Origin of the sequence: Lacticaseibacillus suilingensis, from assembly GCF_016861845.1 — a bacterium.
Classification (GTDB): Bacteria; Bacillota; Bacilli; order Lactobacillales; family Lactobacillaceae; genus Lacticaseibacillus; species Lacticaseibacillus suilingensis.
The window spans coordinates 71,779-87,903 of record NZ_BOLV01000002.1; the positions used below are offsets into that span (position 1 = coordinate 71,779).

The window sequence follows — 16,125 nt, forward strand, 5'->3', positions numbered from 1 at the left end:
ACCACTCCTTCTGGTTGTTAGATAAACGTTAATGGTTCGCGGTCAATGCCCACAAAGTAACCTTTGCGGGTACCGGTTTGCGTCTCAGTCAAAATCCGGTCTAATTCTGGGCCTAGCTCGGGCTCGTGTTTATATTTGATGACCAATTGATAGATGTAGCGATTTTTCAGCCGCGCAATGGCGCCTGGCGTCGGTCCTAGGACAATCGCTTGCGGGCTGAGCGCGCCGTGCAGCTGCTTGGCGAGTTGATAAATCAACTTCGCGGCCGCCTCCTCATTTTGGTGGCTAACCGTGAGCTTGGTCGTGAAGTAATATGGCGGGTAATCGCCGCGATGGCGCGTGACCATCTCCTGGCGGAAAAAGCCTTCATAATCATGATGCTGCGCGTACTGAATCGCGTAATGTTCCGGATTGAAGGTCTGAATGAAGACCTCGCCGGACTTTTCAGCGCGGCCAGCGCGGCCGGCCACTTGCGTCAGCAAATCAAAGGTACGCTCACTGGCGCGAAAATCAGGCATCCCCAGTCCGGTATCGGCGTTGATCACGCCGACCAAAGTGACATCGGGAAAATCCAGGCCTTTGGCAATCATCTGGGTGCCTAGCAAGATATCGGCTTCATGCGCGCCAAAAGCGGCTAAAATCTTCTCGTGGCCCCCTTTGCGCCGGGTGGTATCGACATCCATCCGCAGCACCCGCGCCGCTGGCAGCAGCTGATGCAGACTAGCTTCGACTTTTTGCGTCCCAGTGCCATAATAGCGAATTTTGCGCGACCCACACTTCGGGCACACGGTGGGAATGGGTTCCTCATGGCCGCAGTAGTGGCACTTCAAGGTATGGGTATCCATGTGCAAGGTCAAGCTGATATCACAGTTGGGACATTGCACCCGGTAGCCGCATTCCCGGCACATCACAAAGGAAGAAAAACCCCGCCGGTTCAGCAGTAGCACACTTTGTTCGCCGCGGGCCAAACGCGCTTGCAAGGCTTGGAGGAGCGGCTGGGAAAAGTCGTCCTTCCCGCCTTGTTTATAAGCATCCCGCATATCGATGATGTGCACCGCCGGGAGCGGCTGATCATTGATGCGCTCAGGCAGTCGCAGCAAGGTATAAACCCCTTTTTCCGCGCGCGCCCGCGACTCCAGACTTGGCGTCGCCGAACCCAGCAGCACCGGGGCACCAAAGGTTTGAGCCCGATGCATCACCACATCCCGAGCGTGATAGCGCGGCGCGTCGTCCTGTTTATAAGAGGTTTCGTGCTCTTCATCGATGATGAATACACCGATATTGGTCATCGGCGCAAACGCCGCCGAACGCGCGCCAACCACCACGCGGGCTTCCCCGCGTTCTAGCCGCCGCCACTCGTCGAACTTTTCCCCTTCTGACAAACCACTGTGCAGCACGGCAACGGCATCACCAAACCGGCCTTTAACCCGGTGGACCATTTGCGGCGTCAAAGCAATTTCTGGGACCAGCATCATGGCATTGCGGCCAGCGGCTAGGGCAGCAGCGATGACTTGCAAATACACTTCGGTTTTCCCCGAACCCGTCACGCCTTCCAGCAAAAACGGCTGAGCGGTGTGGCTTTCAACCGCCGCGACCACCGGTTTCACCACTGCGGCTTGGTCCGCCGTCAAGGTGAGTGGTTGAGTTAACGGCTGCTGATCCAGCTGAGCATAAGGAGCGCGGTAAATTTCGCGGGCGGCTAACGTGAGCCAGCCCTTCTGCACCCCGGCGTTCACCGTGGCGCGCGACAGTCCAGAATCTTTAAGCGCCGTGGTGAGGGCCGGTTCAGTGTGGGTTTGCGCCCATTGGGTCAGCGCCTCAAGTAAGGCCCGCTGCTGCTTGGCATTCGCCCGCAGCGCAGCGGCCTCAGCCTGGTAGGCAGCCGGCGTGAGGCTAGGTACAATATAGTTTTGCGTCTTCACCTTGGCCCGGTCGCGGCTTTGATACTGAATGGTCAACGCCTGTTTGGCCACCAACCGCAACACCTGAGCCGACAATGTGGCATCAAGGTGCTGATCCAGCACCATCCCTGGATGCGCTGCTAGGAGGCTTTCGGCCTCGGCGGTGGGCTTTGGCCCAAGCGCCACGGTTTTCACCGTGTCCACTTTCAGCATCGCCGGCAGCATGGTTTGAATACAGGTAATCCAAAAAGCATAGGTCGTTTGCGCCAGCCAATGGGACAGCTTGAGCAGCTCACTGTTCATCACTGGCGCATAATCAAGCACCGCCAGCAGCGGCTTGAGTGTACCAGCGTAGTCTGGTTGCGCTTCGGTGGCAACTACCATGCCGCTGACTTCGCGTGTACCTTGGCCGAATTGCACCCAAACGCGCATCCCCGGCACGACTTGGCCAGTCAAAGCAGCCGGTATGGCATAGTCATAGGGCTGATCGGTTTGCATCGTCGGCACATCGACAATCACTTTTGCCACAGTGGTCATGCGCGCACCTGGGCAATCTTTTGCCAAATGGTTTGCGCCAAGGCGATTTTGCTGGCAGTCGGCAGCGGTTCTGGCGCCGCATTTGGCCACAACAGCGTCACGGTATTGTTGTCGGCGTTAAAGCCAAGACCGCTACCAACTGGATTAGCAATCAGCAAATCAGCGTGTTTCTTCGTTAATTTGGTTTGGGCATTGGCCAGCAGATCATTGGTTTCCGCCGCAAAACCCACCACGAACTGATGGGTCTTCGCGTTGCCAAGCTGCGCTAAAATATCCGGGTTTTGCACCAAATCAATAGTCAGTCCTGCCGCCCCTTGCTTCTTCAACTTATGATCCGCTGGGGCAGCAGGCCGATAATCCGCCACTGCCGCCGCCATCAAGACGATATCGGCCGCCTCAAAGCGGCTTTGCACCGCGGTGGCCATCTCGCTAGCTGTTTGCACCGCTGTCACCTTGACTTGCGGCAACGTCAACTGCTGGGCGGTAGTAATCAGTTCCACTTCTGCGCCGGCTGCCGCGGCGGCGTTAGCCAGCGCTGTGCCCATTTTGCCAGACGAGTCATTGGTCAAGTACCGCACGGGATCGATGCGTTCACGGGTCCCGCCAGCCGTGATCACAATTTTTTGACCGGCCAAATAAGCCTGTTGCGGCGCGAGCGCCGAGAACAACGCAATCGCGTCCGGTTCCGGCATGCGGCCAACGCCCGCATAGCCTTCCGCTAAAAAGCCAGTGGCTGGCGGCAACACTTGCCAGCCCGCGGCCTGCAGATGGCGAATATTCGCCTGGGTTTGCGCATTCTGCCACATCTGGTCGTTCATTGCCGGCACCAGCAGCTTCTGCCCGGCGAAAGCCAATAGCGTGGTGGTCACCACATTATCCGCCAGCCCAAAAGCCAGCTTGGCAATGGTATTCGCGGTAGCTGGCACCACAATGGCCTGATCCATCCAGTGCGCCAGCGCCACATGCGCCACATGCTCTGGCGCAGCAAATTCAGCGGCATCCGTTAGCACCGCCGCCTTGCTGACAGTGGCGAGGGTTTGCGGCGTCACAAAATTGGCCGCAGCTGGCGTCATCGCCACGCGCACCTCATTGCCTTGTTTAATGAGCGCGCGCACCAAAAGCGGGACTTTATACGCCGCAATGCCGCCAGTCACAAAAACTCCGATGTGTTTCGCCATGCAATCCCCTCCATTTTTGAATCTATTATACCAAAGAATATCACGCTGCGAAGGCCAGCGGTTTTAGCGCGACGAGTAGCCTAGCTTAAGCCATTGCCGGCTGATCTTGCCGGCGAGGGCTTAAGCATAGCTAATCGCTCGCGCGTTGCTGGTCTGAGCGCACCTATACGCTGCGAAGGCTGGCGATTTTTGCCGACAAAGTAGCCTAGCTATTCGCAACCCAACAATTTTGCCCAAAGAAAAAGTGATCGAGACATAATTTGAGATGAAGATAGGCACACGACTATTCCGGAACAGTGCGAGCCAAAATGCAACGCCCTAGCCGTACAAGCCAAACGGCCTGCAAAACCTAAGTTCGGGTTTTACAGGCCGTTTGGCTTATACTCTGGGCTAAAACCGCATTTTGTCTCAGCCTCATTCACTTTAGTCTTTGTGGTCCAGCTTTTCCGCGTCACGTTCCAGCAACTTAGAGTCAGGGTCGATGATGACGTCACCAGCCGCGACTTCTTCAAGCGCCTGACCGACTTTTTTCAGCGAGCGGTATTCCGGCAACATTTTGATGCTGCCACTTTCCAGCTCATGCGCCCGCTTCGCAGCCAAAACTGCCAGTGAGTAGCGGGAAGGAATCTTCGCCAGTAACTTATCGATGGATGGGTAAATAATCATGATGTTTGCTCCTTTTTTCCGTTAACCGTCAGTCTAGTTTACCATATTTCGGTATTTATCGATCACGCGCGGCACCCGCAAGTGCTCACTTTCGATGATGCGTTCGATGCGCTTCACTGCCAGCGGCACTTCGTCATTGACGACGGCATAGTCATAATTTTCCATCATCTTAATTTCTTGCGCCGCTTGCTGGATGCGCTTGTTGATGGTGGCAATATCATCGGTGCCGCGGCCGACCAAGCGGTGTTTCAAGGCGACTAAATCTGGCGGCGTCAAAAAGATGAAGACCCCATCCGGACATTTGGCCCGCACTTGCATGGCGCCTTTGACTTCGATTTCCAGCAGGACATCGCGGCCGGCATCGAGGGTTTGATTCACATACTTAAGCGGAGTGCCGTAGTAGTTGTCGACGTATTTGGCATATTCGAGCATCTGCCCATCCGCAATTTCTTGCTCAAACTGCTCCTTGGTGCGGAAGTAGTAGTCGATACCGTCTTTTTCCCCAGGTCGGGGCTTGCGGGTGGTCATCGAAACTGAGTACTGAAAATCGCGAAAATCGTCTTGGAGCATGGCTTGCCGAACCGTACCCTTACCGACACCACTAGGACCCGATAAGACGATCAGCATTCCCCGTTCATGCATGCTTTAACCTCTTTCATTTTTGTGTTACCTCACATTATGCCGTTTAGGCCGGTGAATTTCAAGCTTGTTCGGCACGCCACGCTTGAAATTCAGGGCTTTTCAGTAGTTTTTGCCCTGCTTGCCAGCCGCGGGTCAGCATCAACGCCCGGCCTTGGCGGCGAAAATCCAAAATGCCGGGCATTTGCGGCGGTATTTTAATGGTGAAATCAGCGATGCGCGTTGAGCGGGCGCCAACCCCACCGGCCTCGATGGCAATCACCGCAGTGGCCCCGAGATCATAGGCCAGATCCACCGGTAATTCATCGCACACCGCCCCGTCGACATAGCGCTGGCCGGAGATTGTGACCGGCGGGTAGACCCCAGGGATGGCCGTTGTCGCTAGGAGCCACTGCAGCTGCTCTGCTGATGGTTGGTTGAGCGTCACCACATGGGGGCGTCGCGTCCGTTTAGTGGCGGTCACGGCCAGCACCGGCCAGGCCTGCCGCCGCGGCAATTGGATCAGCTCTTTTAGCACTGGCACAAACGGCAGTTCACCACCCAAGGCAAACATGCGGGTGGGCAATTTAGTCAGCCACCATTGCCCCAGCTGCGGGCCAGCCAGTTTCGTGGTGGCTAACGCATTGATGACCCCAATCGAGGTCCCCACCATGAACCGCGGCGTTATCCCCGTCTGGGCCAAGGCCGCATAGGCTCCGGCTTGAAACGCGCCGCGCGCGCCGCCACCGCCAAACACCATGGCTAAAGGCATAGGCTCACCTCCTCAAAATAAATTTTAAAACCGCTTGACTTCTCGAACGTTTGTTTGCATAATGAAGTCACAAACAAATGTTCGGGGGCAAATCAAAATGGAAAATCGCGCTAACGCATTACAAACCGTCACGCATTCACTGATTGAATCAACCAAGCAGTTCTTTGCGCTAGAAGAACCTGCTCAGACAATGCCGGCTAATCAACTGCGCGCGTTCACGGCCCAAGCGTTCGACCGTCACTACCGAGTGGCTTTATTCTTTGAAGGTGAAGCCACCCCGCTGGCCGGTCACCTGACTCGTCAACTGGGCGACGATCGGTTCTTGTTTCAAGCATATCGCAGTAACTTATATCGTGTCGTCTCATTTGACCAACTGCGCTACATTCAGCGCGTTTAAGCACCATCCGCGCGGCTTTGCTTCGGCAAGGTCGCGCTTTTTGATTCGAAAAAAGACTGCCAGCGACAGTCTTCATCCTCACTTTTTCGCCGCGGCTGCCAGCCGCAACATTTCTTCCGCGTGTTCGACCGCGAGTTTCGTGACTTCCTCACCCGCCAGCATCCGCGCAATTTCTTGGACCCGGCCGGTATGGTCGAGCTTTTGCACCTTGGTTTGGGTCCGCCCTGCCGCCACCTGCTTTTGGATCAAGAACTCATGATCACTCATCGCCGCAACTTGCGGCAGATGACTGATGCACAGCACCTGCGAGCGCTGCGCAATTTGAGAGATCTTCGAGGCGATGGCTTGAGCGACCCGGCCGGAAACCCCAGTGTCGACTTCATCAAAAATAATACTGGTGACGCCGTCGGTTTCGGCAAAAATCGTCTTCAGCGCCAGCATGATGCGGGAAAGTTCCCCGCCACTGGCAATTTTAGCTAGTGGTTTCGCCGCCTCGCCAGGGTTAGTTTGAATGTAAAACTCCACGTTGTCGATGCCATCAGGCCGCAGCGTGCCCTCTGCCACCGGGGTGAAGCGCACGGAAAAGACGGTTTTGGCCATGTAAAGCGCAGCGAGCTGCGCATGAATGGCTTTGGTCAGCGCCTTTGCTGCGTGCTGGCGCGCTGCCCGGAGCTTAGCCCCAAGCTTGAGCAAAGCCTCATGCTCCGTCTGGACGCGCTGATCGAGGCCTTCTTCATTCTCATCGGTGGCCGTCATTTGCGCGAGCTCCTTGGCCGCTTTTTCGCCGTAAGCAATCACTGCGGGGAGATCCGCGCCATATTTGCGTTCCAGTTGGTTGATCAATTCCAGGCGTTTTTCGACTTCATCGAGGCGATTGGCATCGAATTCCTGCCCGTCCAATTCCCGCGACAAGTCACTTTGCACATCTTGCAAGCCGTAGTAAACCGACTGGACACTGTTGGCCAACGCCTCATAGTCCTTGCCATAAGCGGCAATTCCTTGCAGCGCATGCATGATTTCACCGATTTGATCCAGCGGGTTAGCATCTTCATTGCCGAGCAGCTCATAGCTTTCGGTCAGCGCGTCAGAGATCCGCTGATAATTGGCTAAGCGATCGCGCTCAACGCTGAGTTCGTCTTCTTCATTGGGTTTGAGCTGCGCCCCTTGAATTTCCCCAACCTGAAACTGCAACATATCCAGACGCTGGGCCCACTCCTGCTCGTTGGCGCGTTTCTTCGCTAAGGCCGCTTGGTCTTTTTGATACGCCGTGTATTGCGCATGAAAATCGCTCAACAAATCACCAACGGCGGCTCCCGCATATTGATCCAACAACGTGATATGCGTTTCCGGATGAATCAGCTGCTGATGCTCATTTTGGCCGTGAATATCGACCAGCGTTTCGCCGACTGCGCGCAGCGTCGCGGTGTTCACCAGCTCGCCGTTGATTCGGCACAGGTTGCGGCCACTGGCAAATAGCTCGCGCTGGAGCAGCACGGTGCCGTCATCCGGCGCCAGGCCATACGTCGCCATCACGGCCGCGGTGCGGGAATTACGGCTCGCATCAAACAAGCCTTGCAACACCGCTTTGGGCGCGCCGGTGCGGATGAAATCCGTGGAGCCGCGGCCACCTGCCAGCAGCCCCACCGCGTCGATGATAATCGACTTGCCGGCGCCGGTTTCCCCAGTTAACGTGGTCATGCCTTTTTCAAAGCTCAACTCCAGGGATTCAATGATTGCAAAATCATGAATGACTAATTCTTGCAGCATGGTTTATCCCACCATTTCGTCTAAATCCTGATTCACCGTGAGCGCGTCCTGATCGCTGCGACAAACAATCAGAATCGCCGCATCCCCAGCAATCGAAGCAAAAATCCGCGGATCGTCAAGCTGGTCAATCAGATTGCCGACCGCCGCGGCGGTGCCAGGGGACATCACCAGGTGCACAAAATTATTCATCCGGTCACTGCGGACAAACGAGGCCGCCAAGGTCCGCTTGAGTTTATCTCTTGGCGAAAGTTGTTTTTCCGCCGGCAAACTATACCGGTAATGGCCATTAGCCATAGGCACTTTGATCAACTGCAGCTCCTTAATGTCGCGCGAAATCGTGGCCTGGGTGACATTGGCGCCTTCAGCTTTCAGGGCTTTCACAAAATCACTTTGGCGTTCGATTGCCTGACTGGTGACCAAGCGCCGGATGAGCGCATGCCGTTGAGTTTTTTGCATCCTGCCACCTGCTTTCCACTAATAATTATACTACATACTGCATATTCGTGAAAGCTGATGCATAGATATACATTAGTGGCCTGGGCGTAATTCGGCGTAGGCGGCAGCCAGGGTTTGCTCGATATCCACTGTGCTGGCGGCTTGACCAGCCCCCTCGGTTTGCTGCAAATGAATCAGGAATTCGATGTTGCCTTCCCCGCCTTTGATTGGGCTGAAATCTAGACCGAGCACATTGTAGCCGGCACCGAGCGCAAAGTTGACAATGGTGGTTAAAACGCTGCGATGCACCGCCGGATCGCGGACAATCCCTTTTTTGCCGACATGGCTCGGCCCCGCCTCAAACTGCGGCTTGATCAAAGCCACAGCATGGCCGCCGGGCTGAATGATGGCATGCAGCGGCGGCAAAATCAGCTTCAGCGAAATAAAACTCACATCCGTCATGGCAAACTCAACTGGCCCGTCAGTGAAGTCTTCCGGTTTGCTGTAGCGGAAGTTGACCCGCTCCATCACCTTGACCCGCGGATCTTCGCGCAGTTTCCAGGCCAACTGGTTGTAGCCAACATCCAGCGCATAACTCATCTTAGCGCCATGCTGTAGGGCCACATCGGTAAAACCGCCAGTCGAAGCGCCGATATCAAGCACGGTCAGGCCCGTCAGATCCAAAGCAAACACATCGAGCGCCTTGGCCAGTTTCAAACCACCGCGACTGACATAAGGCATGGTTTTACCCTTGACATGCAAAATCGTGTCCCCAGCAATTTTGACCCCTGGCTTGTCTTGCCGCTCATTGTTTTGGTCATACACTTCACCGGCCATCACCGCCCGCTTGGCTTGCTCGCGGGACATGAACAACCCTTGCTCGACCAATAGCACATCGACTCGTTCTTTTTTCACAGTTTACCTCGTTTCAAAATAGGTCAAAAAAGCGCTTAGTTGCGGCGCCGGTTGGTTCAGCGTGGCTAAGCTCGCCGCCGCTGCGGCGACTTCCTGCTGCAAAGCCTCACGACTGCCAGCCAAACCTAGCAGCGCCGGGAAAGTGGCTTTGTGCTCGGCCACGTCTTTGTTCGGGGTTTTCCCGAGCTGCGCTGCGGTTTTGGTCAGATCATTAATATCATCTTGGATCTGGAAAGCCAGCCCAAAATGCGCCGCAAACGCCCGCAACGCGCCAAAGGTGGCCGCGTCGACGTTGGCCAGCTGGCCGCCCATCACCACCGCCGCTTCCAGCAAGGCACCGGTTTTCAGGCGCTGTAGCTGTTTCAAGTCGGCTAAGCTGATGGTTTGGCCTTGGGAATCCATATCCATCACCTGGCCGCCCACCATGCCATTGCCGCCGATTGCGGCAGCCAAGGTTTGGAGCAACGCCACTTGCACCTGCGGCTGAGCGGTGAGCTGCCCTAACAAAGTGAACGCTTCGCTTTGCAAGGCATCTCCGGCCAAAACCGCCGTCGCGACATCGAATTTTTTATGTGCGGTGGGTTGCCCGCGACGCAAATCGTCGTTGTCCATTTCAGGCAAGTCATCATGAATCAGCGAATAAGTATGCACCAGTTCCAAGGCGGCGGCGGCTGGCATGGCCGCTTCTACCTCGCCGCCAAACGTCGCCACTGTGGCGAGCAGTAGCAGTGGCCGCAACCTTTTGCCGCCGGCGTCGACAGAATAGCGCATCGCGGCTTGTAAATGGGCATTCTCAACCGTGGCTAGATGCTGATCCAAAAACGCGTTTAAAGGCGCCCGTAATGCTTCAGTGTCAGGTTTAAGCATGCTGATCGGCTTTCGGGTCAAATGAGGCCACGGTGCCATCTTCTTTGACCATTTGCGTCACGGTTTGTTCCGCGTTCTTCAACGTCGCCTCCAGCTGCTGGGAGAGCTTGATGCCGGTTTTATATTGTTCCAGCGCTTCTTCCAGCGGCACTTGGCCTTGCTCCAGCTGCGTGACGATGGTTTCAAGTTTCTGCAGATTTGCTTCAAAGGTTGGTTCAGCCATTTTTCTTCGTCCTTTCTTGAACGACGACTGGGACAAGCCCATCCGTCACATGAATCACAGCAGCGCTTTGCGGCTTAAAATCAGCCACGTGCTTGAGCATCCGCCCTTGCTCGTCGGTCACATACGCATAGCCGCGCCCTAGAATCTGAGCTGGGCCCAAGTGCTCCAACCCTTCATTCGCCTGGGCAAAGGCTTGCCGCTTGGCCTGCAAGAGACTTTGCATCGCCGTTTGCAAGCGGTGCGTGGTCGTTTGCACGGTTTGCTGCCCCGTCGCCACCCGCACCCCGAGCTGACGCGGATTAAGCGCGGTTTGCGCCACCTGGACCCGGTGCGCCAAAAAGTCCAGCTGGGCTTTGGTCGCAGCGTGCAATCGGTTCTTCAACTGGTCGACTTGCTGCAAATACTGGTCATACAATCGCTCCGGTTGCGTGAGCACCACGCTGCGCCGCGAGCGATCGAGCCGCTCTTGGGCGTTGGCAATGCGATTTTTCATCGCCGTGGTCAAACGCAACCGATCTTGGGCGATGCGATCCAGCGCATCCACCAGTGGCACCGGCGTCACCAGCTCCGCCGCTGCAGTGGGGGTGGCCGCGCGATGATCAGCGATGAAGTCGGTGATGGTGGTATCGGTTTCGTGACCGACCGAGCTGACAATCGGCATCGGCATGTCAACCAAGGCCCGCGCCACCTTTTCTTCATTGAACGGCCACAGATCCTCAATGGAGCCGCCGCCGCGGCCAATGATCAGCGCGTCAAAACCACCCATGGCTTTGACCCGCTCCAGCTGAGTGACAATGGTGGCCGCCGCGGTATCGCCTTGCACCTGAGCCGGAAACAAGACAATCTGCAAAATTGGGTAGCGCCGCGCCACCGTGGTCATAATATCTTGAATCACCGCACCGCTAGGGCTGGTAATCACCGCCACTCGCTTAGGAAACGGGCGCAGGGGCCGTTGGTTGCGCGTGAATAAGCCTTCTTTTTCCAGCTTTTCTTTCAGCTGGGCTAAGGCTTGATACAAGTCGCCAACGCCATCAGGTTCCATTTTGTCGATGACGATTTGATACTGGCCGCTAGCCGGATACAGCGTCACGCGGCCCACGACCCGGACCTTCATGCCTTCTTCAGGCTTAAATTTGAGCTTGGCAAAGGCCGACTTAAACATGACCACACTAATTTTGGCGTGATCATCCTTCAAGGAAAAATACTGATGCCCTGGGCGCTGGCGGAAGTTGGACACTTCGCCGGTCAAAAAGACCTGTTTCAAATACGGATCCAGGTCAAACTTACGCCGCAGGTACTCCGTCAGCAAACTGACGGTCAGAAAATCAGGCTCACTCATGCACTCGCCTCTTTGCTAGCGCCACGGTTTGCGTCATTAAACCAGCAATCGTCATCGGTCCCACGCCGCCAGGCACTGGCGTAATGGCGCTGGCCACCGGCGCCACACTGGCGTAGTCCACGTCGCCGACCAGCTTCCCGGCTGCGTTGTGATCCATACCAACGTCGATCACCACCGCGCCAGGCTTTACCGCATCCGCGGTGATGAATTCAGCCTGGCCAGTCGCCACCACCAAAATGTCGGCCTGCTTGGTGATCGCAAACAAATTCTGAGTCTTGCTATGGGCGATTGTCACCGTTGCGTCATGATTGAGCAGCAGCGCTGCCATGGGCCGCCCCACGATATTGGACCGTCCCAGCACCACCGCGTGTTTGCCGGCCACATCAATATGGTAATGCTCCAGCAAGGCCATGATGCCAAAAGGCGTCGAGGCGATGATCCGCGGCATATTTTCCCAGAGTTTGCCGACGTTCAGGGGATGGAAGCCATCCACGTCTTTAGCTGGATCAATGGCTTCGATCACCGCGTTTTCGTCGATTTGCGACGGCAGTGGCAGCTGCACCAAAATACCATCGATGCTGGGATCTTGGTTCAGTGTCGCCACTTCAGCTAGCACTTCCGCTTGGGTGGCTGATTTCGGCAAGGTGCGGCGGACGGAATTGATGCCCAATTCTTCCGCCCGCCGCTGCTTATTTCGCACATAAATGGCGCTGGCCGGGTCATCGCCCACCAGTACCACAGCCAGCCCTGGGGTCACTCCCTTAGCCTTAAGCGCTGTGATTTCAGTTTTAAGTGTGGCCATCATGCTGTTAGCCGTTTGTTTGCCATCAAGTCGAATCGTCATGTTCTTCCCCCTTGCAGCCGCTGCCGCGCGACTGGGTCATTAGATATTTCGCAGTCGTCAGCTTGACGACCATAAAGCAAAAGCCGGCTCCGCTTTACGCAGTAGTCGGCTCGTGGTCAGGCCTCAACAAAATGGCCCAAGATCCCGTTGATGAACTTTGCCGCTTGGTCGTCACTGTACGTTTTCGCCAGTTCGATGGCTTCGTTAACCGCCACGCGATTAGGCACGTCAGCCACTGCGGTGATTTCGTATAGGCCAAGCCGTAGCAAAATCAAATCGGTTTTGGAAAGCCGCGCTAATGTCCAGCCTGCTTTAAGCTTACCCTGAATCTGCTCATCCAGTTCCGACTGCTTGGCCAGCACGCCATCCACCAGCGTCACCAGATAATCTGGCGTGGCGGCGCCTTCAGGCAGCACCTCTTGGTAAACCGTTTCGCGGTCAGCATCAGGATTGGTCGCCAGCGCAAACAGCACCTTGAAGGCGGCTTCCCGTGTCTCATGTCTATCTAGCATTTACTTGTCGTCCTCGTTTTCGCCATTATCATCGGCAAACAGGGCCTCGGCGTCCAGTTTCGGCGCTTTTTCTGGCACGACGCCAACCACATGCACATTGACTTCATCAAGGGTCAAATCAGTCATGTACAACAATTGTTCACGCAAAGTCGATTGCATGGCCAAAGCCACCTTCGGCACAGATACCCCGTAATCAAGGTAAACATAAACATCCGCCGTCAGCCGCTTGCCGTCGACTTTCAAATCGACGCCTTTGCCATGATTGGCACGGCCGAACCATGAATTAATCGTGCTGGCCATGCTGCCACGCATTTGATAAACTCCATCCACGGACACCGCGGCGATGCCTAAAATCACTTCCAGCACTTCTGGAACGATTTCAATCGTGCCTTGCGCATCCGTCCGATTTGCCAGAATGATATTCGATTCTTCTGCCATGCCAATTCCTCCTGTCTCGTGCCACACTGCCATCGTTCAAAAGTCTAACGCATCAAAACGTCAGCAGCAACTGCCGCGCTTTTTTAAGCGCGAGAAATGTAACTGCCGTCTTGCGTATTGATGGTCAGGACATCGCCTTCGTTAATGAAAAATGGCACCTGAACGACCAAGCCAGTTTCCATCGTGGCCGGCTTGGAACCGCCTGAACTGGTATTACCACGCACCCCAGGTTCGGTCGCGGTCACAGTCAAATCAACGGTGTTTGGTACCTCAACGCCCAGCGTTTCGGCCCCGTGCATCATGATTTTGACTTCCATATTTTCCTTCATGTACTTCAGCGCATCCTGCAATTCATCGCCTGGCAAGGAAAGCTGTTCATAAGTACTGGTATCCATGAAGACATAGCTATCACCATCGGCATACAAATACTGCATGGTCTTGGTATCAATCTGCGCCTTTTCAACTTTTTCAGTGGAACGGAAGGTCTTTTCTTGAACGGCCCCGGTCCGCAGGTTCTTCAAAGTGGACCGCACAAACGCGGAACCCTTCCCTGGCTTAACGTGTTGGAATTCAACAATCCGCCACAAGTCGCCATCGACTTCGATTGTCAAACCATTTTTAAAATCGTTTACTGAAATCATAAATTTCCTCCATAACTGCTAAATCGCTACACTTTACTATATCAATCAGGCAAAGGCCATGCAAGCAGAAGGACGAAAGAGAAAAGACGAAAGACGGCGGGCTTAGCGCCCCATTTGTAGTTGCGCTCCAGGTGGCCAACGCCCAAGTGAATAGCTACGCTCAAGGCCTCACCGGCAAAGCGCGCCGGCAATGCCTTGAGCTAGGCTATTCATTGGGCTAAGAGCGGCCACCTTCCGCAGCCTGATACCAAGCCATTTTCTCTCAGGTCTGATCTTGCACTGGCACAATCAATAACTCACTGGGCGCCGGGGTGGTGAGATACTGCGCCCCCGCCGCGGTGATCAACAGGTCGTCTTCGACCCGCACGCCGCCTAAATCTGGGACGTAAATACCAGGTTCGTCGGTTTCCACATTACCAATGGCTTGCGGCACATCCCGATACGGCCCCCAGGCGCCTGGCCCTTCGTGAATCGATAGGCCGATGCCATGCCCGGTGCCATGCCCGAAGTACTGGCCATAGCCGGCTTGGTCAATGAACCCATGGGCAAAGTCGTTAATGGTTTTGCCTAACACGCCTGGGGCCATCATCTTCGCCGTGGCCTGGTTGCATTCAGCCACAATCTTGTAAATGGCTTTGAGCTTAGGATCAGGTTCACCCACCGCAAAGGTCCGGGTGATATCCGAAACATAGCCTTGGTAAACACAGCCCCAGTCTAAGGTCACCACATCGCCAGCTTCAATCTTTTTGGCGGTGGCGGCACCATGTGGCATTGCCGCGCGCGCACCACTGGCCACAATGGTTTCAAACGAGGTCCCGCTAGCGCCCTGCTGACGCATGAAAAAGTCCAGGTCGGTGGCAACTTCAAGCTCGGTCATCCCTGGCTTAATCGTCGCCAACACATGCTGATAGCCCGATTCCGCAATCGCGATAGCACGCTTGATGAGCGCTAGTTCGTGTTCGTCTTTGACTTCGCGCAGCTGCGCCACGACATTTTGGGTCGGTTGCCAGTTCAGGCCCTGAGGCAGCTTCGCAAAGTCCGCATAGGTCAGCGTCTCCGCCTCAAAGCCCACGGTCCTAAGGCCATGCGCTTGGGCCAAGCTGCCGGCTTCCGCAAACAGCCCATGTTCATGCAGCACCATTTCGGCATCGGTTACTTCTTGCTTCACCTGTTCCGTAAAGCGTGAATCGGTGATGAGCCAGGCCTTTTCAGCGCTGACCAAGAGCGCACTCTCATCGCCAGTGAAACCGGTCAGATACGTGACGTTCACTGGGTCTGACACCAGTAAGGCATCAAGCTTCAGGGGTGTGAGCTGCGCTTGTAAATTGGTTAAACGGGTCATGTCATCCCTCCATTTTCCCAAAGACATACAAAAAACGCCCCGTCTCCGGAGCGTTCAGGATTATTCAGCTTTTGCTGCTGGATAAACAGATACTTGTTTCTTATCGCGGCCAAGGCGTTCGAATTTCACAACGCCATCTGCGGTTGCAAACAAAGTATCATCGCCGCCACGGCCGACGTTAACGCCTGGGTGAATCTTGGTACCGCGCTGACGGTACAAGATGTTACCAGCCTTAACGAATTGACCGTCGGCACGCTTGCTGCCAAGCCGGCGACCGGCAGAGTTACGACCGTTTGAAGTCGAACCGCCACCTTTGTGGTGAGAGAAGAACTGCAAATTCATCTTTAACATAAGTTGTACACCTCCGAGTATCGAATATTGAATCAGGCTTGTTGCTGGGTTGTGACGTGCAGATAATCGCCGTAATTTTCTTCAATGCTGGTCAGGGATAACAGCAAATTCTCAAGGAGAATCTGTGCGATATGCTCCTGTTCACCATTCACTGGTTGTTCCAGCGCCAAAACTAGGTGCCCGCCGTTGACCTCATCTGCGTCCACATCCGGCTGAAAGCCGGCTAACGCTTCGATGCCATTGACAGCGCCGATACTGACGGCTGAAACCGCGCTACAGACCAAATCATGCCCGTAATCACCTGAATCGGCATGGCCGGTTAAGCTAAAATGGCTGATTTCGCCTTGCGCGTCCCGCGTAAAAATCGCTTTGATCATGCGAA

The 16,125-nt window shown here is 55.3% G+C and carries 19 protein-coding genes; 1 reads left to right on the forward strand and 18 read right to left on the reverse strand.

Annotated elements, in window-relative coordinates; translation table 11 throughout:
* Positions 1-17 precede the first annotated feature (17 nt).
* The 5 genes from priA to JUF11_RS01735 all read right to left on the reverse strand — a co-directional run bounded on the left by priA (position 18) and on the right by JUF11_RS01735 (position 5,672).
* Positions 18-2,438 (reverse strand): primosomal protein N', encoded by a 2,421-nt coding sequence (priA, locus tag JUF11_RS01715; protein WP_204118048.1) that lies wholly within the window; start codon positions 2,436-2,438, stop codon positions 18-20.
* Positions 2,435-3,616 carry a bifunctional phosphopantothenoylcysteine decarboxylase/phosphopantothenate--cysteine ligase CoaBC gene (gene coaBC, locus JUF11_RS01720; protein WP_204118049.1) on the reverse strand — a complete coding sequence of 394 codons (1,182 nt, stop codon included), beginning with the start codon at positions 3,614-3,616 and terminating at the stop codon, positions 2,435-2,437. The genes priA and coaBC overlap by 4 nt, the downstream gene beginning before the upstream one ends.
* A 423-nt stretch (positions 3,617-4,039) precedes the next feature.
* Entirely contained in the window at positions 4,040-4,282 is a 243-nt protein-coding gene (gene rpoZ / locus JUF11_RS01725; RefSeq protein WP_125579587.1) for a DNA-directed RNA polymerase subunit omega, read from the reverse strand.
* A gap of 33 nt (positions 4,283-4,315) precedes the next feature.
* The gene (gene gmk / locus JUF11_RS01730; protein ID WP_125579586.1) at positions 4,316-4,924 is read right to left on the reverse strand and encodes a guanylate kinase; all 609 of its coding nucleotides are present in this window, start codon (positions 4,922-4,924) and stop codon (positions 4,316-4,318) included.
* Positions 4,925-4,982: 58 nt separating this feature from the next.
* On the reverse strand, positions 4,983-5,672 hold the full coding sequence (locus JUF11_RS01735) for a patatin-like phospholipase family protein (RefSeq protein WP_204118050.1): 690 nt from the start codon (positions 5,670-5,672) through the stop codon (positions 4,983-4,985).
* 97 nt (positions 5,673-5,769) lie between these two features.
* Here JUF11_RS01735 and JUF11_RS01740 point away from each other — a divergent pair, with 97 nt between their 5' ends.
* The gene (locus JUF11_RS01740) at positions 5,770-6,069 is read left to right on the forward strand and encodes a hypothetical protein (protein WP_204118051.1); all 300 of its coding nucleotides are present in this window, start codon (positions 5,770-5,772) and stop codon (positions 6,067-6,069) included.
* 78 nt (positions 6,070-6,147) lie between these two features.
* Here JUF11_RS01740 and recN read toward each other — a convergent pair whose 3' ends face one another.
* The 13 genes from recN to JUF11_RS01805 all read right to left on the reverse strand — a co-directional run bounded on the left by recN (position 6,148) and on the right by JUF11_RS01805 (position 16,120).
* Positions 6,148-7,836, reverse strand: a complete 1,689-nt coding sequence (recN, locus tag JUF11_RS01745; protein WP_204118052.1) for a DNA repair protein RecN — start codon at positions 7,834-7,836, stop codon at positions 6,148-6,150.
* Between the two features lie 3 nt (positions 7,837-7,839).
* Complete coding sequence (locus JUF11_RS01750) at positions 7,840-8,292, reverse strand: arginine repressor (protein ID WP_204118053.1); 453 nt, start codon at positions 8,290-8,292, stop codon at positions 7,840-7,842.
* Positions 8,293-8,364: 72 nt separating this feature from the next.
* Positions 8,365-9,186: a TlyA family RNA methyltransferase gene (locus tag JUF11_RS01755; RefSeq protein WP_204118054.1), complete on the reverse strand. Its 822-nt coding sequence runs from the start codon at positions 9,184-9,186 to the stop codon at positions 8,365-8,367.
* 3 nt (positions 9,187-9,189) lie between these two features.
* Entirely contained in the window at positions 9,190-10,053 is an 864-nt protein-coding gene (locus JUF11_RS01760) for a polyprenyl synthetase family protein (protein WP_204118055.1), read from the reverse strand.
* Positions 10,046-10,276, reverse strand: coding sequence for an exodeoxyribonuclease VII small subunit (locus tag JUF11_RS01765; RefSeq protein ID WP_204118056.1), 231 nt, complete (start codon positions 10,274-10,276; stop codon positions 10,046-10,048). The genes JUF11_RS01760 and JUF11_RS01765 overlap by 8 nt, the downstream gene beginning before the upstream one ends.
* A complete protein-coding gene (gene xseA / locus JUF11_RS01770) occupies positions 10,269-11,615 on the reverse strand; it encodes an exodeoxyribonuclease VII large subunit (protein ID WP_204118057.1) in 1,347 nt (448 codons plus the stop codon). Before xseA ends, JUF11_RS01765 begins: the two co-directional genes overlap by 8 nt.
* Entirely contained in the window at positions 11,608-12,459 is an 852-nt protein-coding gene (folD, locus tag JUF11_RS01775) for a bifunctional methylenetetrahydrofolate dehydrogenase/methenyltetrahydrofolate cyclohydrolase FolD (protein WP_204118058.1), read from the reverse strand. The genes xseA and folD overlap by 8 nt, the downstream gene beginning before the upstream one ends.
* Positions 12,460-12,575: 116 nt before the next feature.
* Positions 12,576-12,971, reverse strand: a complete 396-nt coding sequence (gene nusB, locus JUF11_RS01780; protein WP_204118059.1) for a transcription antitermination factor NusB — start codon at positions 12,969-12,971, stop codon at positions 12,576-12,578.
* Positions 12,972-13,409 carry an Asp23/Gls24 family envelope stress response protein gene (locus tag JUF11_RS01785; protein ID WP_125579575.1) on the reverse strand — a complete coding sequence of 146 codons (438 nt, stop codon included), beginning with the start codon at positions 13,407-13,409 and terminating at the stop codon, positions 12,972-12,974.
* Positions 13,410-13,492: 83 nt separating this feature from the next.
* The gene (gene efp, locus JUF11_RS01790; protein WP_125579574.1) at positions 13,493-14,050 is read right to left on the reverse strand and encodes an elongation factor P; all 558 of its coding nucleotides are present in this window, start codon (positions 14,048-14,050) and stop codon (positions 13,493-13,495) included.
* 262 nt (positions 14,051-14,312) lie between these two features.
* Positions 14,313-15,392 carry a M24 family metallopeptidase gene (locus JUF11_RS01795; protein WP_204118060.1) on the reverse strand — a complete coding sequence of 360 codons (1,080 nt, stop codon included), beginning with the start codon at positions 15,390-15,392 and terminating at the stop codon, positions 14,313-14,315.
* A gap of 60 nt (positions 15,393-15,452) precedes the next feature.
* Positions 15,453-15,743 carry a 50S ribosomal protein L27 gene (gene rpmA / locus JUF11_RS01800; RefSeq protein ID WP_125579572.1) on the reverse strand — a complete coding sequence of 97 codons (291 nt, stop codon included), beginning with the start codon at positions 15,741-15,743 and terminating at the stop codon, positions 15,453-15,455.
* Between the two features lie 32 nt (positions 15,744-15,775).
* Positions 15,776-16,120, reverse strand: coding sequence for a ribosomal-processing cysteine protease Prp (locus tag JUF11_RS01805; RefSeq protein ID WP_125579571.1), 345 nt, complete (start codon positions 16,118-16,120; stop codon positions 15,776-15,778).
* Between the last annotated feature and the right edge of the window lie 5 nt (positions 16,121-16,125).